This is a genomic window from Botryobacter ruber (assembly GCF_003347595.2).
Lineage (GTDB): Bacteria > Bacteroidota > Bacteroidia > Cytophagales > Hymenobacteraceae > Pontibacter > Pontibacter ruber_A.
Genome location: NZ_QCZK02000005.1, coordinates 1 through 24,239, shown reverse-complemented (window position 1 = coordinate 24,239; position 24,239 = coordinate 1). Strand labels below are relative to the sequence as shown.

Here is a 24,239-nt window from a genome sequence, read left to right as displayed (position 1 = left end):
CCTACCTTTGTCAAAACTGTAAGTCCTTGAAAAGCTTATTCATCGTATCGCTCCTTTTCCTGATGCTGGTGCAGACCTTCAGCAAGGTGCTGCTGGTGGTGGATTACCAGGCCAACAAGGAGTATATCATGGAGTTTCTGTGCATTAACAGGGATAAGCCAGAGTTGCACTGCGAGGGCCACTGTTATCTTCAGAAACAGCTGCAGAAAGAGGAGCAGTCTAACAAGCACTCGGATAAGCAGAGCCAGGCGCAGGATTACAGTATCAACCTGTACTGCCAGGATCTATTCCAGTTAAAAACATATCCTTCCTCCGACCAGATTTCGCTGAATACCCGGTATATCACCGGCCCGGTCCGCCTGGCGCCGCTGGCTATCTTCCACCCTCCCCGGTTCCTCGCCTAGATTAAAATGCTGACCGGCACGCTTTCCTATGCCGGTGTTATGTCTGCTGCTGCCTTGCGTTTCCCGCACAGGCAACCACGGCCATACTTCTGTTTTAATTTTCTGACGAAAGAATCAAAACCATGCAACGATACTTACTCTGTATCCTGTGCATCATGGTGCTGGGCTTTAGTGCCAGCGCCCAGACCACCCAAGGGGGCAGGGTGATCGATGCACTTACCAAAGAGCCGCTGGAGGGCGTGAGCGTACAGCTCATCAACGCCCGCACCGGCACCATTACCGGTACCTCCGGCAGTTTTAGCATTTCCTCCGACAGCACACCTGATTCGCTGTTTATTTTTCACCTGGGCTACCAGGCGCAGAAACTCCCTGTAACCGGGAAAGAGGCACTCGTGAAGCTGCAGCCCTCCGAAAGCCAGCTGAACCAGGTGATTGTTTCGGCCAGCCGCGAGGCGCAGCTACGGACAGATGTGCCGGTTGCCATCAGTTCCATCTCCACGCAGGTTATCTCTGATACAAAACCAGCTTCGCTGGAGCAGGTGCTCAACAAGGTAAGCGGCGTGTACATGGTAAACCTGGGCAACGAGCAGCATACCATGGCCATCCGGCAGCCCATCGGGTACAAGAGCCTGTTTCTGTACCTGGAAGACGGTATCCCGATCCGGACCACCGGCGATTTTAACCACAACGCCCTGATTGAAATAAACATGGCGGCCCTGAAAACGATTGAGGTGATCCGGGGACCTGCTTCCTCGCTCTACGGCAGCGAAGCCATCGGGGGCGCAGTCAATTTTATCACGCAGGCGCCTACACAGCAGCCAACGGCCAGGCTGCAGCTGGAAACCAGCAACCGCGGCTACCGGCGCACCGATTTCAGCGCCTCCGGCACCGCGGGCAAGCTGGGCATTCGTGCCAGCGGTTACTACGCCGTCCAGCGCAACGGCATCATCAGCCACAGCGACTTCGATAAACTGGCGCTCACCCTCCGGACCGACTACCGGATCAGCGACAAAAGCAAACTGATCACCTCCGCCACCCTCGTCGACTACAAAACCGACCAGACCGGCGGCCTCGACAGTACCCGCTTCTATGAGCAGGAATACTCCAGCCTCCACACCTTTACTTACCGGAAAGTAAATGCCCTGCGGGTAAGAAGCACGCTGGAACACCAGTGGAATACACAGCACCACACCCAGCTGACGCTGTTTTTCCGTAACAACGCTATTGGCCAGAACCCTTTTTATGCTATTAAAAACGTTGCTGGCAATCCAATGAAAGCAAGGGGCGAGCTCAACAAAGATTCTTTCCGGAGCTATGGCCTGGTTGCCCAGCACAGCAAGTCCTTTGATTTTCTGCAGGCCCGGCTGATCGGCGGTTTAAGTGCGGATTATAGCCCTGCCGCCTACCAGGCACACTTTATTGATATCGACCGGGACGAAACAGGCGTTTACACCGGCTACACCCGCACCGATTCGCTGCTGACAGACTACAACGTGCAGCTGCTCAATACCGCCGCCTATGCGCAGTTCGAAATCAACCCAACCGAAAAACTGAAACTGGTAACCGCCCTGCGCTACGACCGGCTGGACTATCACTTCGACAATAAACTGGCTCCCGGCGCTTATACCGGAGCGCCCGACGAACGAAACGGCTTCAAAAGTTTCTCCCCTAAACTGGGACTGACCTACGACTTCGGAAAGGGCATCGGGGGCTATGCCAACTACAGCGTCGGGTTTGCGCCGCCGCAGATTACGGAGCTGTACCGGGGCGTGCAGGTGCCCAGCCTGAAACCCTCTTACTATACCAACTACGAGGTTGGCGGCTGGCTTAGCTTTGCGCAGCACCGGGGCTACCTGGATGTGAGCGCCTACCAGCTGATTGGCAAAGATGAAATTATTTCGGTGCGCCTGCCCGATGGCGCTTACCAGAATCAGAATGCCGGCAGAACCAGGCACTATGGCGTGGAGTACACGCTGAAGTATGCCCCCGTAGAAAGTATTACCTTCAGGTTGAGCGGCACCAATGCCTGCCATAGTTTTATCGATTTTGTGGAGCGTGGTACAACCTATAACGATAACGAAATGGCGACTGCGCCACGTTTTATCGGCAATACCGAACTAACCTGGAAGCCCCGTTTGGTGCAGGGGCTCCGGCTGGGCCTGGAATGGCAGCACTTAGGTAGATACTATATGGATGCGGCCAACACCGAAAAATACGGCGGCTACGACCTGCTAAATGCCCGGGCCGGCTACTCCTTCCGTGGATTTGAAATTTGGCTGAATGCGCTTAATCTTAGTGATACGCTTTATGCCACCACCGTTGATAAAAACGCCTATGGCAAAAGCTACCGCCAGGGAAACCCCAGGACCTTCCACCTCGGCATTGGCTACCGGTTTGCGGCTGAGGAGAAATAAGCCATATTAATTGATGTAACACAGACGGTATTCTGTACCCCTTTGAAAAAGGCTGATTCATTCAAATCATTTGTGTCATTTCGAACGCAGTGAGAAATCTGGTACTGACCCAAATGCTTGAAATATTTAGATTTCTCACTGCGTTAGAAATGACAGTTACTTTTATTGTTCATTTTGAATAGCAGAAAGTTAGAATGAAACAGCTCCTCCTATTTTATTTTATGCCTAATGCCAGGTATTAACTTGAATTAAAAATGAAAAGAACGTTTAAACTACTCCCTTTTTACCTCTTCGCACTGCTGCTGCTGGGCAGCTGCACGCCCAGCTCAACAACCGAAGAAAAAGCCCCTGAGGCCTTCCGGGTGTCAACTGCAGGAAGGGAAGCCTCCTGCCCTTTTCTTACCAAAGATGAAAAAGGAAATCCCGTTCTCTGCTGGGTACAGGCGACAGAAGCGGCAGAAAATTACCTGCTGCACTACGCCGTTTCGGCTGATGGCGGCAAAACGTTCGGTGCCCCCAAAGCCATCCCGACCACCAAAGGCGTTTACCCGCACGACGAGAACCTGTCGAAGTTACTGTTTAAGGAGAATGGGGATATGATGGCCATGTTTGCCGTGAGCAATCCGAACCCGGAAAACAGCTATGCCGGGCTGGTGTACTATACCCAGTCCTTCGACGGCGGCAACACCTGGACGGCTCCCAAACAACTGGCAGAGAATACGGTCAACAGCATCGACGAGCGCTACTTCGACATGGCCCTACTGCCTGATGGCGAAATAGCCGCCGTCTGGCTCGACTCCCGGAAAGACACGCCCAAAGAAGGCTCCTCGCTTTACTTCGCCCGCACAAGTGGCCGCAATGGCTTTACCGGGGAAAAAGCGATAGACCGGCAGCTGTGCCAGTGCTGCCGCACCGACTTGTATGTGGATGAGCAAAAAAGGCTGCACGTAGCCTACCGGGGAATCCTGAACGACAGCATCCGCGATATGATGCACATGGTGTCGGCAGACAATGGCCGGAATTTTTCCGGGCCGGAGCGCATCAGCGAAGACAACTGGGTAATCAGGGGCTGCCCCCACACCGGCCCTACCATGGCCTCGAACGGGAAAGGCATGCACTACGCCTGGTATACCATGGGCGGCGGCAGAGGTGTGTTCTACAGCTGGCACGATGGCAAAGGGTTTTATCCCAAAAAGCCAGTCAGCACGGCACAAGCAGCCAAGCACCCGCAGATGACAGTCTTTGACCAGGGCAGGCTGGCTATTGTCTGGGACGAACGGAAAAGCGCAGGCAGCAGCATCGGATTACAGATCAGGAACGAAACAGGCGAACTGCTCAGCTCCACCCACCTCACCCCCGATTCGGTTACGGCAGTTTACCCGGTTATCACGCCGATTGCTGCCAGGAACCTGCTGGTGGCCTACACCCAAAAACCGGAAAAAGGAAGCGAAGTATGGTACCGGCTGGTAACCGTGGCGGAGTAAGCAGGAACATTGAGCTTTTTCAAAAGAGAAACCTTTCAGGAGCAGAGGCTGTGGTGGCAGGTGCAGTAAAGTTTTTTCTTACTTAACTGAGATTACACACCAATTTACTTTAGAAGGAAAAGTCCCCCTTTGAAGCTGATCTTGTAGGGAAAAAATTGTCTGTTTTGCAACCATTACCTTAGCTCGTTAAATGAGCAAGAACTGCTTCAAGTTTAGCGCAGCGTAACTTGAAGCAGGATTTTTCCCTACAAGATTAGCATTAAAGGGGAACAACAAGCTTTCTGCGTAACATTCGTTACTTTATTTCTTTGAAACGGCGGCGCCTGTTAATTAAAAACTGGTATTTTTCCTTTATTTGCTCCAGGGCGTGTTCCATGTGCCTGATGTCGCTTACGTCCCTGAAATCGACGACACCGGCCGCTACTTTTCCTTCATCATCAAAAATAGGCCGGCCTGACACGCTGATTAGTTTCCCGTGCGGGAATTTCGAATTTTTGATGCACAGCTCCACATCATCGGTTGCTTCGCCTCTTAGCGCTTTGGCCAGCGGTAGCTCCTCGGCCGGGTAAAGGGTTTTGCCATCCAGTTTGAAAATCCGGTAGCGTTTCGACCACTCGGCAGCCGACATTTCTTCCAGGCCCATGCCCAGAATTTCTTCGGCTTTTTTGTTGAACAGCACAAACCGGCCCCGCTTATCGGCCACTACCACGCCTTCGCCCATGGTGGCTATCACGGTGTGCAGCCGCTGTTCGTTTTCGTGGATCAGGTGCTCCAGGTGCTTCTCGTGCGTAATGTCGCGGGCTACGACCACACTGGCTATGATCTCGTTGGTGTCGTTATAAATTGGCCGTCCGGTCACTTTAATCGACCGGCCGTCCGGTATGTTGGCATTCCGGACAAAAATTTCGACATCGTCCGTCGATTCTCCTTTCAGGCCCCGGAACAGCGGCAGTTCCTCCGGCGGAAACTCGGTTTTGCCGTCCGGCATAAACGAGCCATACCTCGATGACCATTCGGCCACCGGAGTATCTGTAAGCCCGAGGCCTAAAACTTCTTCGGCTATGTCGTTAAAGAAAATGAATTTGCCTGTGTTGTCAACTACCACTACCGCTTCGCCCATACCGGCCAGGATGGCATTGAGCCGCTGCTCATTTTCGCGCAGCAGTTCCTCCATTTTCTTGCGTTCGGTGATATCGGTCGAGATGCTGCACAGGCCATACAGATCGCCCTCCAGGTCTTTCAGCGGAAACTTCACCGTCAGGTACGTCCGTTCCTCATCCTCCAGCATAAACACCTCTTCCAGGTACTTGGTGGCGCCGGTGTCCAGTACTTCCCTGTCGTTTTCGTAAATCTCTTTCGCGATATCTTTTGAAAAAATATCATACTCCGTTTTGCCTTTTACCTGGTTACTTTTGAGCTTAAAAACAGTCTCAAACTGGCGGTTCACCTGTTCGTAAGCCCCGGAAAGGTCTTTGATATACACCAGCGACGAGGCGTTGTCCAGGATAGACTGCAGCTTTTTGGCATCGTCCTGGAGCAGATGTAACGTTTTCAGCCTTTGCTTCCGGACGCGGTACTTCATCACGGCATTTCTGCCCAGCAGGAACATGGAAAAGGCATAAGTTGAAATGGCAAACAAGGCCGTCCCGAATTCACTGTTAAAATAGCCGATCTTTTCGCCCTTCAGCTTCAGCCACCCGAGCATGAGCGGAAAAACGATGGCAAACAGGCGCGAGAACAAAGCTTCGCCGGTTTCTTCGCTGCTGAAAATAACGCCCATGCTTCCCTTGTCCGGTCTTGCAAACAGGATGCCGACCGCCAGGATCAGAAAGGCAATGGCTGTGTTTACAGCCATTGGAATGTAAGCGGCGAACCCAATCAGGTAGTCAACGCCATAAATATAGCCGTAAATGGAAAGGATGGCCAGCAACGTGATCAGGATACAGATGAACTGCGCAGGCCTTTTCCGGTACCCGAATTCTACATCGATCAGCAGCAGCGCCAGACCGGCAAGCATAAAGGAGAAGGCGGTGTTCGGAGCCATCACATTCGGTATGCCCAGTGCTTCTTCAAAAAGCTTATCCGAAAATAAAACCTGGTCGAGGGGGAAATAAAACTTAAGAAGAACGGTAAGGAGTTTGAGGAAACCAAAGAAGGTAACCGTACCGGCCAGCACCCTGGCAGGTAGTTTTTTTCGAACAGGCTCTTGCAGCAGCCACAAGCCTGTCCCTGACAAAATAAAGCAGATAGCTGTCAAGGGATTCATGGCTACAAAATCGTCGTTTATCCGCTTCAGCCCTTCCATGTTAAACAACCACCCGAGCAGCACCAGCACACCAGCAACCACTACGACCAGGCTGGCAACTCTCGAAAACAAGCGCAGTCTTGCTGCGATCAACGGATTCATCAGAGTACCAGGATCGAAGTTTGCAATGTTATTCATTGATCATCAGGATAATAACCAGGATGATTTATCTACGATGCTGCCTGAAATTTGTAGAAACAAATATCTTCAAATTCATTTTTTCAGATAATATTCTCCGTAGAATGCTTTTCAAAAGTTCTTCTACACTATTTCCCCGGATGATATTACCGGCACCCATGCAAGGGAGGAGCAGAGGCAATGGTGGCTGCGGCAGCAGAAAAAAAACGCGGCTAAAGAGGCTTTCAGGCACCCTGAAAACTGCTGCAAAAGGTTTCTGCTGCTGCCACCATTGCCTCTGCTGCTCTTCGTAAACAGCCCGCACAGCCCTTGTTGCTGCGGAGACTGCTGTTTGTTTTGCTACCTGTTATTCCTTGATGAGTTTGATAAACCTGGCTTTTGTTCCAAGCTGCACTTTCAGGAAATACATACCTGGTTTAAGGGCTGCACCTATCTCCTTTTCCTGATAACCGGTTCCTTCTTCCTGTATGTTACCAAGCGCATCGTAAACCAGGTAGCTGAACCTGAAGCTTGCCTGGAGCCGGAACCCTGACCTGGAAGGATTCGGGTAAAGCAGTAATTCGTTTGCCAGCGCCTCTTCTTCCGGTGAGCTGGCCACCACCAGGCGGTGCAGGATAAACTTCTGGCTGTTTTCAGCGCCGCAGGTCACCTGTTTCAGCAGGGCGCCGCTGGCCGTGGACGCATCCGGTATCTGCAGGCACTTGTTACTGTGCCTGGCTATGATGTTGTAGCTACCGTCGGTGTTTTGCTCCAGCCTGAAATGCTGGTTTGTACTGGTTGCCGTTCCGGTAGTGTACTGCAGAATGGTGGCGCCATCGGCCGTAGACTTTGCCTGCACATCCATCGACTTGTTGCTGGCGGCAGAGGTAATGAAAAAATAGCCATTCCCTGCATCGTTCAGCACCCAGTGCTGGCTCAGGTTGCCGGTGTACGGGTACTGCACTATTTCGGTGCCGTTGGCAGTAGGCGAGTTTGCGTTTCGCCAGAGGTTATTGATGTCCAGGAACAGTTGACTGTGCTGCGCCTCGATCCGGTAGGTTGCTCCAGCCACAAGCGGAGCTGCTTCTACAGGAGAAAAGTTCGCCTGAAAACGGACCGCGTGGTCGGGCATGGTAAAGCTGTGGTTCATCTTTATACCTGCCAGCTTGCCATTGCTGTCGGTCCAGCCTGCAAAATGAAAGCCGGCCGGCCGGTTTGCTTTTAGCGTAAGCCGCAGGCCTGCCGGGTAGCTGCCCGTGCGGGTAAGGGTGGCGTCCTGGGTGATGTCAGCAGTTACCGTAAGCTCGTGCAAAGGCTTCAGGTGCGGCATCAGGGCTGCCATTTCAGCCCGGGCAGGTAAGTCTTTTATGCCTTCCACAACCAGTTTCGCCAGTTCGGTGGCGCCCATTTCCTGGAAGTGTACATTGTCGGTCAGGTCGCTGACATCCAGCGGATACCTCGGATATTCACCTGCCTTCAGGTGCAGGAAAATGTGCTTCTCCACGTAGGCACGGCCCAACGATTCAAAAAGGGCTTCGGAGCGGTTATGCAGGTCGATAAGCGGCGTATTGGTCTGGGCGGCCATCTCCCGCATCGCCTGCGGATAGCCTTTCCAGCCATTCACGATCTGGTCGCCGTTCCAGCTGTTGCGGTGCATGGGCGTTACCAGCACCGGAAAGGCTTTCTTGTTTTTGGTCTGGTTGATGTAGTTGAGCAGGTATTGCTTGTAGGTAGTAGCCGCATCGGTGTTGCGGGCGGGGTCGTTAGGGTTGTAATCGTTGTGGCCGAACTGGATGAACACATAATCCCCTTCCGACACTTCGCTGAGGACAGCAGCCCAGAAGTTGTCATAAAAGCTTTTCGAGCTGGTACCTCCTACTGCCTTGTTCACAATGGTTACCTGGCTTTCATCAAAAAAATGCGGCAGCACCTGCCCCCAGCCCGTCTGCGGATACCACCCGGACTCGTAGAACTGCACCGTAGAATCGCCGATCAGGAAAATCTTTTTAATGGTACCATCCGGCTGCACGGCCACCGTTACCTGTTGCCACGTTTCCGCGCCGTCAGCGTTTACGACCTTTACCGCATAAGTTCCAGAGCTGGTAATAGCCAGTTGCCTGTTCTGCTCCCCCACCAGCTGCCCGCCCTGGAAGTACCACACATACGATTTCCCCTCCGGAGCGACCAGTGTATGTGCTTTCTGATCAACTAAGATTCCTGCTGCCGGTGCTGCTGTTACCTGTAACGCAAAGAGCAAGCTCAGGAAAAAGAGTAGCACCATGTGAAACAGCTGCCTTGCCGGAATAAATTTGCCTGGTAGTCGGGAAAGTAGAAGTCGGGACATAATTTGCTGGTTACCTGTGGCTAAATTATGCTTCGCTGCCCAAAGGCTTATCCTGCGCTGTCCTGTAAGCGCAGCAGTTGCTGTAAAGTTGATAGTTCAGGTTGGGTACGGGTTTTGCAAAGATGTTCTTTCAATTTCATTCCTGATAACCGAAACGAACCGGAAAGCAGGTACACCATAGGCTATCCGCCTGAGGCAGCAGATTCAGTTGCGCTCAGGATACAGCATTTTTTAAAGGGACATTTTTTTCGAAGTCGGAAATGTTCTGCAGCGTTACTTCTGCAATTTTGCTTAAGGCATTGCTGGTAAAGAAGGCCTGGTGCCCCGTTATCAGCACGTTGTTGAAGGAGAGCAGACGCATAAACACATCGTCCTGGATCACGATACCGGAATAATCTTCAAAAAACAGGTCCGCCTCTTCTTCGTACACGTCCAGCCCCAGGTAGCTGATCTGCCCGGTTTTCAGTCCTTTTATCACCGCTTTGGTATCGATCAAAGCGCCCCTGCTGGTGTTTATCAGCATCACGCCTTTTTTCATTTTGCCAATAGAGTGCTCGTTGATGATGTGATAGGTTTCAGGCGTGAGCGGGCAGTGCAGCGAAACGATGTCCGACCGCTTATACAAGGTATCCAGGTCAGTAAAATCGACACCGATGCTGGTGGATTCTTCCGATTCGGCGATGTCGTAGCCCAGCACATGGCAGCCAAAGCCTTTGAGGATACGGGCAGTGGCCAGCCCGATTTTACCTAACCCAATGATTCCAACGGTGCGGCCGTGCAGGTCGAAGCCCATCAGGCCGCTCAGGGTAAAGTTGCCTTCCCGCACGCGGTTATAGGCGCGGTGGGTTTTGCGGTTCAGCGTCAGGATAAGCGCAATGGTATGTTCGGCCACGGAATAGGGCGAGTACGCCGGTACCCGCACCACTTTTATGCCCAGCCGGGCAGCCGCCACCAGGTCTACGTTGTTGTAGCCGGCACACCGCAACGCGATCAGCCGCACCCCCTGCGCCGCCAGTTCCTCCAGCACTTCGGCATTTACCGCATCGTTTACGAACACACAAACCACATCGGTGCCTTTGGCCAGCACCGCAGTGCTCTTGTGCAGGTGGGGCTCCAGGAACTTTAAATGATAGTTGTAGGCCTGGTTTGCCTCCTGGAAAAACTGCTGGTCGTAGGGCTTAGAGCTGAAGAAGGTAATATTCATGGCATCGTAGGGTTGGCTTTACAAACAGTATGGTATTCTGACTTTTGTTCTTATACTAAGCTGTTCCTTTTTTGTTGGCTACCGGTATGTTCTGTACGCCATCAAAAGAACCTGTTAAATGCAGGAGCAGAGGCTGTGGTGGCAGCTGCAGTAAACAAAAAAAGCCTCTTTTTGCCATGGCCTCAATAATCCACAGCAAAAAGAGGCTTTAAAGCTATATGCCGGCCTAAAGGAAAGCCTTACATGGCACTGGCGTTTTTCCCGGCAGAATTCAGGTATTTTGCCAGCGGCATGTTTTTAAGTTGCTTCAGACCAGCGACCACGAGCTCCGCATTAACCCGTGAACCGGCTTCTATCGGGTGCGTGCGATCCTTGGTGTTGAAGTAAGTGCTTCTCACTTTTTCTTCGCCTTCCTTGTCGTACCGGTTGGCGACCAGCTCGTTCAGGTTAATGAATGCAACGCCTTCGGTTCTGGCTACGGTTTCGGCCCACTGGGTGTAGCTGTTGGTATCGCGGTTCACTTTGCCATCGCGCCAGCTGTTCCGGGGTATCGGGGAAACAACAATGGGCGTGGCGCCTTTGGCTTTAATATCGCTGATAAACTTGCGCAGGTACCAGCCATAGCTGTGCACCACCTCGTGCTTTTTGGTGATCAGGTTGTCGATTTCTTCCATCTCCTCGCCTACACCGCGTATGGTGCCACGGGCACGAAGCGTATCGTTTACCGGGCTGCTGTCGTTGTGGCCGAACTGCATCATCACATAATCGCCCGGCTGAATTTTGGCCAGTACCTTATCCCAGTGGCCGTAGGTCTGGAAGGTGCGGCTGCTGGTGCCGCCCAGCGCGTGGTTCTCTACGTTTACTTTGGTCGTATCAAAATATTCGCCTACAAAGCTGCCCCAGCCCCACAGGCCGCCGGCGCCATCGCCTCTGCCATTCTTAACCGTTGAATCGCCTATCAGGAACAGGGTGGGTTTTGCGGATTGCGAAGTTTTTACAGAAGCGCAGGCCGCTGAGAGCAGCAGGCCCAGCAGCAGTACATAACCGAAGCTGCTTTTGCGAAAAAGGAATTGAAACATGATGTTGTATGTAAATTAGATTAGCGTTTATAATTCATTGATTTAACCCAAACCGCAAGCTGGTTTTACTTTCAGCTGCAGCCACCACAGCCTCAGGACTTCTTCAGGTACTTGTTGAGTGGGTGTTTTTTGTTCTGCTGCAAGCCTTCCACAACCGAGGCCGCGTTGATGCGGGCACCTGCCGGGTTGGTGTGCGTGTGGTCTTTCGGGTGGTAGGTCTGCACCTGCTCCGGCCCCATCTTCTCATACTTTTCGGCGGTGATGTTGTTCAGGTCCACGAAATAGATTCCTTCAGCTTCCGCTATCTCGCGCGCCCATTTCCCGAAGGTTTCGTCTGCCCGCAGTACTTTGCCGTCTTTCCACTGGTTGCGGGGAATCATGGAAGCAATAACAGGTGTGGCGCCTTTGGCTTTGGCTTCTCTTACAAACTTGCGCAGGTACCAGCCGTAGGTGTGCACAACCTCCTTCTCCCCGTTTTTCCAGGTCAGTTCTTTGGTTTCGTCTCCGGTTCCGCGTAACACGCCCCGGTAACCGGCCCGGGTCGTATCCGGTACGCTGCCTTCGTTATGGCCGAACTGCATAATCAAAAAGTCGCCCGGTTTCATGGTAGACAGCACTTTATCCCAGCGGCCTTCCTTGATAAAGGTACGGGTGCTCCTGCCTGCCATGGCCTGGTTGCTGATGTTGATGCGGGTGGTATCGAACAGTTCCCCTATATAAGAACCCCAGCCGCCGGCACCTTCGCCGGTGTTACGTACGGTAGAGTCGCCGATAATGTAAAGCGTAGGTTTTTCTTTTGATTTACTACCGGCACCCACTGCACAGGCAAAACAAATAACCATCAGGGCGAGGTAAAGAAAAGAGGTAAGCGGATTTCTTCTGAACATAGAATTAGTAGGTTTGACGTAAGAGTACACAGCGAAACGCAGGAAATAAAGGCAAAATACGCCCTTCTGCTCCTGCGAAAAGTATCGAAAAATCAGTAAAAATTTAAGCTAACTATAAGTTGATGGCAAATATAGTTGTATCACTAAACTTGCTTATCCTGCTCTGTCCTGAACGCTCGTTTGTTTTAAAACAGTTGCCTGTACCGGCGGCGGAAGCTTATTTGTCTGAACCGCTGATGGTAGTGATGAAATGATGGGTGTGATTTTATGTTTGTCTGAATCACGGATTAAACGGATGAAAGGATTACACAGATTAAGTATGATAAAAAATCCGTGAAATCGGTGTAATCTAAAAAATCCGTGATTCAGATAATCACTAGCATCAACGGACAAAATTTTTAGTTCACAAAATTATGAACTAAAGAAACTATCTCCTACCTTTGTAACGTTTCAAATATATAAGAAACAAAATTACAATGGCAATATTAACCGAGAAACAAAAAGCATTAGTAGAGAAGATAGGTATCTTTCATGAAACGGCTGGCATGCAACCTGCTGCTGCCCGTGTGATGGGACTTCTTTTTGTTTCCAGCACGCCACAACTTACTTTCGACGAGATAACCGAATTGCTGCAAATCAGCAAGAGCGCCACGAGCAATGCGATTAACCTGCTCATTCAGACCGGGCAGATTGAATACACCACGTTTCCCGGAGACCGGAAGCGGTATTTTAAACTCAAAATCAAAAACTGGCGCGAAGGGTTCAAGAAGAAAATTGAAGTGATGACCGGTTTCCAGGTGCTGCTGCGCGAGGTGCTCGAACTACGAAAAGAAGAGAATACCCACTGCGACTGCTCTAAACTGGAGGAAGTAGTAAGCTTCCTGGAGTTCCTGCACCAGGAACTGCCCAAGCTGGTGGAGCGCTGGGAAAAAAGTAGAACCTAATTTTTTTAACTATTCAGTTCATAATTTTCTGAACTAACCAATAAATTAAAAACCATAAAAACTAACAACCGTGATTAAAAAATATCTGTCCCTGGTGCTGGCCCTGTTGCTGCTGCAACCCGCCGTAGCCCAGGATAAGGAGCAAGTAAAAACCCTCAGCCTCCAAGAGGCGCTGGCGTATGCGCTGGAGCATAACGAGGATGTGCAAAAGGCCGCTTACGAGCAATCGAGCGCCAGGTATAAGGTAAATGAGGCCAAAAGTAATGGGCTGCCGCAACTCAACGGCTTCGGGAAGTTCGATACCTATCCGTCTATTCCGGTACAGGTTATCCCGAACGTGTTCCAGGGAAAGCCCGAGGAAATGATCCCGGTACAGTTTGGTAACCCCTACAATGCCTCGGCTGGTGTGCAGCTGTCGCAGTTGCTTTTTAATCAATCCTACTTTGTGGGCCTGAAAGCCGCCAAGAGCACCGAAGACCTGTACCGCCTGCGCAAGGCCATGACCGAAGAGGAAGTTATTTATAACGTAAGCTCATCCTACTTCCAGATTCTGCAGACAAAAGAGCAGTTCCAGATTATTGAAGCCAACCTGGCCCGCCTGGAGCAGTTAAATAAAATTCTGCAGCTGCAGTACGAGAACGACCTGGTGAAAAAGGTGGATGTGAACCGCATTAAGGTGAATAAAACCAACCTCGAAACCAAAAAGGAAAGCTTAATCAGCGCCCTTGAGCAGCAGATGAATTACCTCAAGTTTTTTATGGGGATGCCACTGGAGGAGGGTATTGCCTTAACCGATACCAAAATCGTGCTTCCGGCACAGGCCACTGACCGCGACAATGTGCTGCTGAGCCAGACGCAGGTACAACTGCTGAACAAACAGACAGAGCTGACCAAGCTGCAGCTGGAGAACATCAAAGCGGGCTATTACCCGACGCTCTCGCTGAACGGCACCTATTCTGCCAACGCCATGCGCAAAGAGTTTAACTTTTTCGACGCCAGCCAGCCCTGGTTCACGACCGGCATCATTGGCTTGCAACTGAATGTGCCGATTTTCGATGGGTTCAAAAAACATTCGCAGATAAAGCAGACAGAATTTAACATCAAGTCGCTGGAGGCGGATAAGCAGAAGCTGACGAAGAACCTGGCTGTGGGCTACGAGAATTCCATCAACCAGCTGCAGAACAGCTCCACCGCCATTGTGGCCCAGGAGCAGAACGTGAAGCTGGCCCAGGAGGTGTACGACACCACCAACGAACTTTATAAAGAAGGCATCTCGCCGCTCACCGACCTGCTCGAGGCAGAAGTTAGCCTGCGCGAAGCCAAAACAAACATGAACAACGAGGTGCTCAAATACCAGCTGGCACAGCTGGGTTACCTGAAAGCAACCGGAGAACTTAAAAACCTAATTAAATAAGACGTCAATAAAAAACGAAAATGAAAAAGCTGATTTATATTTTAGTTGTAGTTGTGGTACTCGGTGCTGTAGGCTTTAAGCTGATGAGCAACAAGGAGCAAATGGCCGCCAATGCCGCCGTAGCCGACATTAAAAGCACCGCTATACCGGTTGCCGTTACAGAGGTAGAGTCTGCCAAACTCGACAAGTCTTTTACCGCACAAGGTAACTTCGCTCCTATCCAGAGCCTGACACTGTTGTCGGAAACGCAGGGGCAAATACAGAAGGTATTAAAGCGCAAAGGCGATAAAGTAAGAGCCGGCGAACTGCTGGTACAGGTAGAAAGTAATACGGCCGCTGCCGACCTGGCCACTGCCCAAACAAACGCCGAAAAAGCAAAACGCGACCTGGCCCGTTTCGAGAACCTGGCGGAAGGCGATGCCATTACCAAACGCCAGCTCGAAGATGTACGCCTGCAGGCAAAATCCACCGAAGGCCAACTGGTAGCTGCCCGTCAGCGCCTGAACAAAACCCGCATCACGGCTCCTATCAGCGGCGAGGTAAATGAAATTTATGTGGAAGTTGGTTCTTTCCTGAACCCAGGCACCAAGCTCTACGACATCGTGAACGTGGACAAGCTGAAGCTGAAAGTAAAAGCTTCTGAAAGCGAAGTGCTGCTCATCGAGAAAGGCCAGAAAGTAAAAGTGAAAGCCGATGCCGGTGCCGGCCAGGAATACGAAGGAGTGGTAACCGCCATCGCCGCACAAGCCGACCCTACCCTGAAGTTCGACGTGGAAATTGAAGTACAGAACGCCGCCAACAACAACCTGCGCGCCGGTATGTACGGCACCGCCTTCTTCGACGTAGCCGACCAGCGCGACGCGCTCCTGTTACCGCGCGAAGCCATTGTAGGCAGCATCCAGAACCCGAGCGTGTACGTGGTAAAAGACAATGTAGCCAGCCTGCGCAAAGTGCGCGTGGGTGTGGTAACCCAGCACCAGGTAGAGATCCTGGACGGTGTGCAGCCAGGCGAGCAGATTGTGCGCAGCGGCCAGATCAACCTCCGCGATGGCATGAAAGTAACGCTGCTGAAAAATTAACCATACTTCAAGTTTGTAACTTGAATCAGGTTCTTTTGCTGGTGCGAGCCTTCTGCTGGTGCGAGCTTGTAGCTCGTACCTACATACCGCTTCAAATGTAATGCAGCAAAAATTCTGGGCATTGAAGGTACGAGCTACAAGCTCGCACCAGCACACCTTCGAGGAAAAAATTTCAAAAAGAAACTAAAAAATGAATATAACCAAATTATCGATACAGCGGTCGACCCTGGTGGTGGTGGTTTTTACCGTCCTCACGCTGCTGGGTCTGGTCAGCTACCAATCGCTCAACTACGAGCTGCTTCCCAAGTTCAATCCGCCGGTACTCTCTATTACCACTTTATACCCGGGCGCCTCTCCTAACGAAGTAGAGAACTCGGTGACCAAAGAGATTGAAGACGCCCTTTCGTCGCTGGAGAACGTGAAGGAGATGAAGAGTACCTCCCTGGAGAGTTTTTCTATCATCGTCATTCAGCTGAACCAGGGCACCGATGTGGACCTGAGCCTGCAGGACGCACAGCGTAAAATCAATACCATCCTGGCCAGACTACCGGATGATGCCGATGCGCCTACGCTGAACAAATTCGACCTCGACGACCTGCCTATCATCAAGATGGGTGCTACCGCTAACATGGCCCCAACCGAATTCTTCGACCTGATTGATAAGAAGATTAAGCCGGAGTTATCGCGTATTCAAGGGATGGCGGCAATCAAAGTACTCGGTGGCCAGGAACGTGAGATTAAGGTGAATATCGACGCAAATAAGCTGGAAGCCCTGAACCTGTCTATCCTGCAGGTACAGCAGAAAATCCGCAACTCCAACCTCGACTTCCCTACAGGCAAAATCAAGCAGGAAAGCGGGCAGACGCAAATCCGATTGGCTGGTAAGTTCCAGTCGCTGGACCAGCTGCGCAACCTGATTATCCGCGAAGACCAGAACGGCATTGTACGCCTGGGCGACGTAGCCGAGGTGCAGGACACGCAGAAAGATATCGAGGTACTGACCCGCGTAAACGGAAGCCCATCGGTAGGTATCACCATCCAGAAGCAATCGGATGCGAACGCCGTGGAGGTAAGCCGTCTCACCAAAGAAGCACTTGCCAAACTGGAGCAAACCTATGCAGCGCAAGGCCTGAAATTCAACATTGCCAGCGACTCTTCCGACTTTACGCTCGAAGCCGCCGACTCGGTAATTCACGACTTGTTTATTGCGGTGTTCCTGGTAGCGGCGGTAATGCTGCTCTTCCTGCACTCGTTCCGCAACGCCGTGATTGTGATGATTTCGATTCCGGCCTCCCTCATCGCTACCTTTATTGCGATGTACCTGCTGGGCTACTCGCTCAACCTGATGTCGCTGCTGGCGCTGTCGCTGGTAGTAGGTATTCTCGTGGACGACGCCATCGTGGTAATTGAGAACATTCACCGCCACATGGAGATGGGCAAGAAACCGGCACAGGCGGCTTACGACGGTATCCGTGAGATTATGGCCACAGTAACGTCCATCACGCTTGTAATTGTGGTCGTGTTTATCCCGATTGCGCTTTCATCAGGTCTGGTTTCGGACATCCTGCGCCAGTTTGCCGTGGTGGTAGCCGTATCGACGATGATTTCGCTCTTCGTTGCCTTTACCCTGATTCCGCTGCTGGCCAGCCGTTTCTCGCGCCTGGAGCACATCTCGGATAAGAACTTCTTTGGAAGATTTATCCTCAGCTTCGAGCGCTTCCTGGACAACATCATCGATGGTTTTACAGCTGCGCTGAAGTGGGCTTTCAACCACAAGTTCATCACGCTGGCTGTTACACTCCTGATGCTGGTGGCTTCGTTTGCGCTGGTGCCGATGGGCTTTATAGGTTCCGAATTTATCCCGGCCGGTGACCGTGGCGAGGTAAGCTTGCAACTGGAACTGCCGAAGAATGCAACGGTAGAGCAGACAAACTTTGCAACCCGCCAGGTGGAAGAATACCTGCGGTCAATTCCGGAAGTGAAGCGTGTGTTTACTACCGTTGGTACCACTTCTTCGGCGCAGTCTGGTCAGAACACGGCTTACAAATCGGATGTATCGGTAACGCTGGTCGATGTGAAGGAGCGTAGCTTCAGCACCGACAAATTCAGCCGCCAGGCCAAAGCCGACATCGAAAGCAGGCTCCCGGATGTGGAGGTAACGCCGGTACCGGTAGGCCTCGTGGGTAACTCGCAGGCTCCAATTCAGCTCATCATTTCCGGTTCCGACCTGGACAGTGTGATGGCTTTCTCGCAGCAGGTATTGCGTGTAGTAGAAGGCGTGCCGGGTACAGCAGACGCGGAAATGTCGGTAGAAGGCGGTAACCCGGAGATTGAAGTGGTAGTAGACCGCGACAAGATGGCCAGTGTCGGCCTGTCGCTGGAGAACGTAGGTGCGAGCATGCAGCTGGCTTTCAGCGGCAACTCTGATGTTACCTTCCGCTCCGGCACCGAAGACTACGACATCAACATCCGCTTAGACGAATTCGACCGCCGCAGCGTGACCGATATTGCCAACCTGTCGTTTGTGAACAATAAAGGGCAGCTGGTGCGCCTGGGGCAGTTTGCTGACATCCGACAGTCTACCGGCCCATCGCAGCTGGAGCGTTACAACCGTGTAACGTCCATCAATGTGAACTCGCAGGTAATCGGCCGTCCGTCGGGTTCGGTGGGTGCCGACATACAGGCAAAACTGGCGGAAGTGAACATGCCGGCCGGCGTGAGCATCGAGTTTGGCGGTAACCTCAAAAATCAGAGCGAAGGTTTCGGTACGCTGGGTATTGCCTTGCTGGCCTCTATCATCTTCGTGTACCTGATTATGGTGGCGCTTTACGACTCGTATGTGTACCCGCTGGTGGTGTTGTTCTCTATCCCGCTGGCTATTATCGGTGCCTTGCTGGCCCTGGCGCTGGCAGCACAGTCGCTGAGCATCTTCTCCATCCTGGGTATCATCATGATGATTGGCCTGGTAGCCAAGAACGCGATTATGGTGGTGGACTTTACCAACAACATGAAAGAAGAAGGCATGCCAGTGAAAGAGGCCCTGATTGAAGCCGTACGTATCCGCTTCCGCCCTATCCTGATGACGACGCTGGCGATGGTGATTGGTATGCTGCCGATTGCCCTGGCAGGCGGTTCGGTAGCAGCCACGAAGAACGGCCTGGCCTGGGCACTGATTGGTGGCCTTACCTCCTCCATGTTCCTGACCCTGATCGTGGTACCGGTTATCTACTACGGCTTCGACCGCATTATGGCGAAGTTCGGGTTGGATAAGAAAACCAAAATCGAGCTGGTAGACAAAACCCACGAAGAGCTGGAGCACGAAACGGCCCTGCTCGAAGAGAAGAAAATGAAGCACGAGTTAGTGCATTAATACTCCACGGTGCCTGATGAAAAAGCCCCATGTGCAGCACATGGGGCGCTTCAGGAGGTTCCCTTTTGCTTTGATCAATTAATTTTTACTGCTATAATTTTCCTGAAATGTTATGAGCACCCGATCTTTTTCTGCCCGTGCCATTCGCACGGAAGTAGTTAAAACCATCAGTTCCTTAAAAAAAGTAGCACCGCAGCGGTTAAAATCCGTCAACAACCTCATCGACCTGGACTTCGATTTGCTTGATGTGGTGGAGATTATTCTCAAGCTCGAAAAGAAATACAACCTGACCATTCCGGACGATGTGCCTGTTTACTCGGTGGATGATTTTGTAAACTTTATTTACCGGTACAAGCTGTATAACATCACACCCGCAACCGCTGCACCGCCCTCTTCGGGCAGGTAGTGCAGAAACCGGGCAGCGCCGGAGCAAAAGAAATGGCGCAAGCCTGTCAAGAAGCTGTTTCTACAGTAATTTGGTTTTGATTGAGAGGGTGCAGAGGCGTAAAAGCTTTTGCACCCTCTCTTTTTGCTGCGGGATTACGGGCTTTCTTATTTGCTGCTGCAGTCACCACAGCCACTGCTGCTTTGTTTTGGAATGGTATGCCTTTGTAGGAAAGCTGTTCCTGCAGTTTTAGTGCTGCATAAAAAGAAAACAAGATTAAGAATTGCACCTGTGATACAAGTGCAGATTGTTTATTTTTGTATCACAAATCAGGAAAAAACAGATAGCCGGTCAGGCAGCAGCAGGTATGCATCGAGGTGAAATTGTAAAAGAGCGGATAAAGAACAGTGGTATAGCTGTGGGTGTGGTAGCCGAAAAGCTCAACTTAAGCAGGAGAACGCTTTACAATAAATTTAAAGAAACCACCATCCCCTACAGCCTGATCCTGCAGATTGGCGACGTAATCCACCACGACTTTTCGCAGGAGTTTCCGCACCTGGCAGGTAAAGTAAAGAAGGAACTCAAACAGCCTGCACCGGTCGTAACAAACCTTCAGCTGCCATTTGATGGGGAACAACCGGAGCCTGCCAAAAACCGGACCTTGCAGGAGTGTGAGGCGGAGCTGCTAAACCTGCAGCGCAAGTACATTGCCCTGCTCGAGAAATTCAACGAGCTGCTGCTCAGGACAAGCGAAACAGAAAAGCGGTAAATTACCTGCCCGGCTCCTGGTCCAGGGGCTGAAGGTAGCCGGCACGAAACGTGGCAACGGCATTGTTATTCTGATAAAGCGTCAGGAGTTGGTCCGAGATAGAATAGGACGTTACTTTTTCCAGTGCCTGCAACAACTTTGTTTCCAGCTGCATGTTGGGGCAGGCCATCCGGGTGGAGCCGATGCCGCTCAGTTTCAGGGTAGCACCGTCGAGCTGGTACCTGCCGAAGAAATTGTTACAGCTGCCAAAGCCCTTCAATTTATTGTCTTCCTTTTCGAAATGGATATAACTGGTGCGGTTGTCCTGCTCCACAGTTACGACCTGGTCGCCAACCGACACGAGCATCCAGTCGGTATCCTGCAGGCTTGCCTGTCCTCCGGCTACTGTCTGGTTTTTGATGGTACAGGCACTCATCAGCATTAAAAATAATACCAGGAATGGCATCAGGAAAGGGGTCAGGGGCTTCATCATGGTGCGTTTAATTGCTTTTGCGGTGTATTTTAATTCAACCTCTAATACGGGTAAAGAACATACAAAGTATACCAGCTGCCCTAAATTCGTGCATAAAAAAACCCACAGGCCGGCTGTGGGTTTTTCTGAAGGAAACAGTTTATCCTCTTAAATCGCTTACGCTGTAGTCGCTGGCGGCGGAGTTAGCAGACCAGTCAGGACCGGAACTGCGCCTGGGGGCGTACCGGCTGCTGCCCGGATAGTTACTGTTGGTGTGGTCAAACATATCGCGGTCGCGGTGCTGGCTGTATTTGTCGGATACGTTGTGCCATTCGCGATCGCGGTTGCTGTCCCACCCCCTGCCGGTGCTGCCGTAGTGGCGCTCCGGGTTGTAATCGTTCTCCCAGCGGCTGCGGTTGTGCTCGCCACGGCTAACTTCCCGGTGGTCTAACCGGTTGCGCATGTCGTGCCCGTAGTTATCTTCTTCGTCGCGGCCATAGGAGCCATACCTTCTGCCTTCGCCTCCGGAGGTGTAGCTGTTGTCCTGGTGGGAGTAGCGGCTGGGGCTGTAGCTGGTGCCTTCGTAGGTGTCCGACTCGCTGCGCCAGCCGGTGCCCCTGGTTTTTTCGTAGCCACCCTGCCTGCTGTAATCCATATACGGGTTCGGATCGCCGTAGTGGTAGTGGTCGCTGCGGCTACCGGCTTGCTGCCTGTTCCGGTCCTGGTCGGTATCCCAGGAGGAACGGCTTCGGCTGCTCCAGTCGTCTTGGCGGCGGCTGCTGTCGCGGTCCTGCAGGGAACCCCGGTAACTGGTTGCGCCATACCCTCCTACAGGTCCGGAAGTGTTACGGCCAAAGGAACTGCCTTCCGTCATTCTCACATTCTGGTATTCGGCATCACGGTCGGGCATGCCGTAATAGTTTCCACGATTCTGGTAACGGCTTTGGTAGTTCGCTACTTTATCACTGCTCTCAAAGTTCCGGTTCCGGTCTCTGTTGCGGTCCTGCCGGTTGGTATCGCCTCTCCAGATATTATCGTATTCCCAGTCTCCGTTGTTTTGTCTGAAATATTGCTCGTCTCTTTCCATAGGTATCGTTCATTTTTTTATTTAGTACTTCAACTTTACATTTAAACGGCTAACCGCGGCTTGTGTTGAGAAAAACCTGTTTTAGTTGCGCTCCGGAACAGTATGCTGCCCAGGCAGAAACAGGAAAAACGGGAAGCTGTTTGGATATGGTATACCAGCAAGTGCTCGACCAAAATAATTTTCAGAGTTATTTCATCTCGACCGCAGGGAGAGATCTGGAGATGAAGAATATAGCAATGTATCAGATCTCTCCCTGTGGTCGAGCTGACAAATGAATTGATTAGATATTCTTCACTTACAGGGAAAGTTCATTCTAAGAAACATTTTGGTCGAGCGCTAGAATAAAGTGCCTTCCCACTCAGAAACTCCTTTTAGCTGACCTAAGTGCAGTTCGCCCACAAGATCCCTTCGGGATGACAAAGGGGGGAATAGTTTTGTGAAACTGTGTAAATATTATTCGGTAACATAATTATGGAGGTGCAGACGGAATGGTGACAGCAGCAGCAGATTGCACGGCAAGCGAAAAAGGCATGGTTTACTTATGGAGGAGCAGCGGGAGTGGTGGCAGCTGCAGCGAACTTTTTTCAGCAAACAAACGCTGCCACCGGGGCTACGACTTCTTCCGGAAGTACTTATCATAAACAATATAGCCGATGAAGATCACCAGGCTGACCACGCCCACCCAGATCAGGCCTGATTTTAACGTATCGTAATCTTTGCCCAGCCAGGCGAGCAGGATGGTAAGGGGCACAATGCCGGCAAGTGTAGCGCTGATAAAACGGACATAGCCCATCCGGGCCACACCGGCTACAAAGCTCACGGCATCGTTAGAAAGGACAGGCGAAACACGGGCAATGATAATAGCCCAGGTACCATAGTCGTCCACAAACTCCGATACTTTGCGTTCCGCCTTATGCCCGATTAACTTCCGGACCCCATTCTGCCCGATCAAGCGCCCGATGATGTACCCGATAGTAGAGGCCACCACCACGGCAGTAACCGCAATCACGGAACCGAGCCAGGGGCCATAGGCAATGATGGCTACCAGCATCAGGGCCACCACGTTTACCACGAACAAAAACATCTGGACGATCATGGCCGCAATGATAAAGACAGGTCCCCAGATGCCAAACTGGCCCACCCAGGAAGATATTTCCTGCTCGTCGCCGCTTTTCAGCACCCCCCACCCTTCCCGCAGCCACGCCTGGAAGTCGGGGATTAAAAAGTAAGCCAGCACCAGGCCACCAATCAGAACAGCCGTAAGAATTAGCGGTATTTTGCTTTGTTTGGTATGCTCTGTATCAGTTGACTTTTGCTGTTTCTGTTTTTCTGCCATAACGCCTGCCTGTTCTTTCAGGAGTATTAGACGAAGATGCAGCTTCGTTGGTTGGGGGCTCCACCATGCCGGTGCGGTTGTTCAGCTGGTAACGGTAGTGGTATTTCTGGTTTGTTCCGGGCGTTGCGAGGGTATACTGCAGCGGAAGCCGGTGCTGCGGGGGCTGCAGAGTGCTGCTCAGGTGCTGCTCCTGCAGGGCTTTAACGGCTTGCGCTGCCCCCGGCACACCGGCTGCCGTTTCTTTCCGGACGCGCTCGCCATAAAGCAGCGCAGCACCGAAGCCGGCAACCACACCACCGATATGCCCTTCCCAGGAAATGCGCTCTTCGGAAGGAAAAAGCCCGTAAAAAAGGCCGCCGTACAGGAAAAGCACCGCCAGCGAAACAGCCAGCGAGGCCCGGTCGCGCCGCAGCACCCCCTGCGACAGCAGGAAACCAGCCAGTCCGTAAACTACGCCACTGGCCCCGATGTGGTAGGCGTGCCGCCCGATAAACCAGGTCAGCTGGCCGCTGCCCACGTACACAAACGTAAAAACCGATAAGGCTTTGCGCCTGTGCGTAAACAAGATAAAGCCGGAAAGCAGGATAAGCGGAAAGGAGTTGGACAGGACATGCTTCAGGTCGCCGTGTATGAGCGGGCCCGTGAAAATGCCTATCAGCCCGAAAAAATTGTGCGGAAACACCCCCAACCAGGCCAGGTTGGCATCCGTTACCCAGGCGAGTACAAAAATGAGCCAGAGGAGCAGCACAAACAGGGTACCGGGCAGGAAGCTGTAGGCAAACCGGCTATGCTCAGCCTTCAGGTGCGCTGTTTTTTCTGTCATGATCGGGTCTTTATCTGATAATCTGAAAGCTAAAATACGGCATTTTTATCAGACCAAACTTTCTTAAATTTAATTACAGATGATACGCAGTTTTTTTTGTCCCCCTTTGAAGGGGGCAGGGGGATGATTTACACCTGCGAACAAACTATTGCTGTACTGCTGCAGGAAATGAATGAATTCACAGTACGTGCATCATCCCCCTTACCCCCTTCAAAGCTAATCTTGCAGGGAAAATTTTGTACTATTTCAAATGCCTATTGGCTTTTTTATCTTTATATACCGCAAGTTTGAGCGCAGCGGTAACTTGTGGTTATTTATGGTGCCAGTTTGTAACTGGCGTGGC

General features: G+C 51.7%; 20 protein-coding genes. 10 read left to right on the top strand and 10 right to left on the bottom strand.

Features of this window, described 5'->3' with window-relative positions; all coding sequences use genetic code 11:
* The first annotated feature begins 26 nt into the window (after nt 1–26).
* The 3 genes from DCW36_RS00765 (at nt 27) to DCW36_RS00755 (ending at nt 4,302) form a co-directional block, all read left to right on the top strand.
* Complete coding sequence (locus tag DCW36_RS00765; protein ID WP_114784353.1) at nt 27–404, top strand: hypothetical protein; 378 nt, start codon at nt 27–29, stop codon at nt 402–404.
* Nucleotides 405–526: 122 nt separating this feature from the next.
* The gene (locus tag DCW36_RS00760) at nt 527–2,818 is read left to right on the top strand and encodes a TonB-dependent receptor (protein ID WP_205702847.1); all 2,292 of its coding nucleotides are present in this window, start codon (nt 527–529) and stop codon (nt 2,816–2,818) included.
* Between the two features lie 254 nt (nt 2,819–3,072).
* Nucleotides 3,073–4,302 carry a sialidase family protein gene (locus tag DCW36_RS00755; RefSeq protein ID WP_114784349.1) on the top strand — a complete coding sequence of 410 codons (1,230 nt, stop codon included), beginning with the start codon at nt 3,073–3,075 and terminating at the stop codon, nt 4,300–4,302.
* Nucleotides 4,303–4,597: 295 nt separating this feature from the next.
* Here DCW36_RS00755 and DCW36_RS00750 read toward each other — a convergent pair whose 3' ends face one another.
* From DCW36_RS00750 to DCW36_RS00730, 5 genes are all read right to left on the bottom strand, one after another.
* Complete coding sequence (locus tag DCW36_RS00750; RefSeq protein ID WP_114784347.1) at nt 4,598–6,745, bottom strand: PAS domain-containing protein; 2,148 nt, start codon at nt 6,743–6,745, stop codon at nt 4,598–4,600.
* Between the two features lie 346 nt (nt 6,746–7,091).
* A complete protein-coding gene (locus DCW36_RS00745) occupies nt 7,092–9,068 on the bottom strand; it encodes an RICIN domain-containing protein (RefSeq protein ID WP_114784345.1) in 1,977 nt (658 codons plus the stop codon).
* A 214-nt stretch (nt 9,069–9,282) separates the two neighbouring features.
* Nucleotides 9,283–10,272, bottom strand: a complete 990-nt coding sequence (locus tag DCW36_RS00740; protein WP_114784343.1) for a 2-hydroxyacid dehydrogenase — start codon at nt 10,270–10,272, stop codon at nt 9,283–9,285.
* A gap of 239 nt (nt 10,273–10,511) precedes the next feature.
* Nucleotides 10,512–11,351 (bottom strand): rhamnogalacturonan acetylesterase, encoded by an 840-nt coding sequence (locus tag DCW36_RS00735; protein WP_114784341.1) that lies wholly within the window; start codon nt 11,349–11,351, stop codon nt 10,512–10,514.
* A 92-nt stretch (nt 11,352–11,443) separates the two neighbouring features.
* Entirely contained in the window at nt 11,444–12,238 is a 795-nt protein-coding gene (locus DCW36_RS00730) for a rhamnogalacturonan acetylesterase (protein WP_240675990.1), read from the bottom strand.
* 122 nt (nt 12,239–12,360) lie between these two features.
* Here DCW36_RS00730 and DCW36_RS22925 point away from each other — a divergent pair, with 122 nt between their 5' ends.
* From DCW36_RS22925 to DCW36_RS00705, 6 genes are all read left to right on the top strand, one after another.
* The gene (locus tag DCW36_RS22925) at nt 12,361–12,492 is read left to right on the top strand and encodes a hypothetical protein (protein WP_262708132.1); all 132 of its coding nucleotides are present in this window, start codon (nt 12,361–12,363) and stop codon (nt 12,490–12,492) included.
* Between the two features lie 222 nt (nt 12,493–12,714).
* Nucleotides 12,715–13,182, top strand: a complete 468-nt coding sequence (locus tag DCW36_RS00725) for a GbsR/MarR family transcriptional regulator (RefSeq protein ID WP_114784337.1) — start codon at nt 12,715–12,717, stop codon at nt 13,180–13,182.
* Nucleotides 13,183–13,252: 70 nt separating this feature from the next.
* On the top strand, nt 13,253–14,596 hold the full coding sequence (locus DCW36_RS00720; protein ID WP_240675989.1) for a TolC family protein: 1,344 nt from the start codon (nt 13,253–13,255) through the stop codon (nt 14,594–14,596).
* Between the two features lie 20 nt (nt 14,597–14,616).
* Nucleotides 14,617–15,675 (top strand): efflux RND transporter periplasmic adaptor subunit, encoded by a 1,059-nt coding sequence (locus DCW36_RS00715; protein ID WP_114784335.1) that lies wholly within the window; start codon nt 14,617–14,619, stop codon nt 15,673–15,675.
* Nucleotides 15,676–15,865: 190 nt separating this feature from the next.
* Entirely contained in the window at nt 15,866–19,045 is a 3,180-nt protein-coding gene (locus DCW36_RS00710) for an efflux RND transporter permease subunit (RefSeq protein WP_114784333.1), read from the top strand.
* A 112-nt stretch (nt 19,046–19,157) separates the two neighbouring features.
* Entirely contained in the window at nt 19,158–19,451 is a 294-nt protein-coding gene (locus DCW36_RS00705; protein ID WP_114784331.1) for a phosphopantetheine-binding protein, read from the top strand.
* Between the two features lie 46 nt (nt 19,452–19,497).
* Here the strand turns inward: DCW36_RS00705 and DCW36_RS00700 are convergent, their stop codons facing one another.
* Complete coding sequence (locus tag DCW36_RS00700; RefSeq protein ID WP_125185520.1) at nt 19,498–19,719, bottom strand: hypothetical protein; 222 nt, start codon at nt 19,717–19,719, stop codon at nt 19,498–19,500.
* Between the two features lie 78 nt (nt 19,720–19,797).
* Between DCW36_RS00700 and DCW36_RS00695 the strand changes: the two genes are divergently transcribed.
* Nucleotides 19,798–20,199, top strand: a complete 402-nt coding sequence (locus tag DCW36_RS00695) for a hypothetical protein (RefSeq protein WP_114784329.1) — start codon at nt 19,798–19,800, stop codon at nt 20,197–20,199.
* A gap of 1 nt (nt 20,200) precedes the next feature.
* Here DCW36_RS00695 and DCW36_RS00690 read toward each other — a convergent pair whose 3' ends face one another.
* The 4 genes from DCW36_RS00690 to DCW36_RS00675 form a co-directional block, all read right to left on the bottom strand.
* Nucleotides 20,201–20,671 (bottom strand): META domain-containing protein, encoded by a 471-nt coding sequence (locus DCW36_RS00690; protein WP_205702846.1) that lies wholly within the window; start codon nt 20,669–20,671, stop codon nt 20,201–20,203.
* A 139-nt stretch (nt 20,672–20,810) separates the two neighbouring features.
* On the bottom strand, nt 20,811–21,737 hold the full coding sequence (locus tag DCW36_RS00685) for a hypothetical protein (RefSeq protein ID WP_114784325.1): 927 nt from the start codon (nt 21,735–21,737) through the stop codon (nt 20,811–20,813).
* A 610-nt stretch (nt 21,738–22,347) separates the two neighbouring features.
* Nucleotides 22,348–23,073, bottom strand: a complete 726-nt coding sequence (locus DCW36_RS00680; RefSeq protein WP_114784323.1) for a TVP38/TMEM64 family protein — start codon at nt 23,071–23,073, stop codon at nt 22,348–22,350.
* Complete coding sequence (locus tag DCW36_RS00675) at nt 23,039–23,896, bottom strand: rhomboid family intramembrane serine protease (RefSeq protein WP_114784321.1); 858 nt, start codon at nt 23,894–23,896, stop codon at nt 23,039–23,041. Before DCW36_RS00675 ends, DCW36_RS00680 begins: the two co-directional genes overlap by 35 nt.
* Nucleotides 23,897–24,239: the final 343 nt, after the last annotated feature.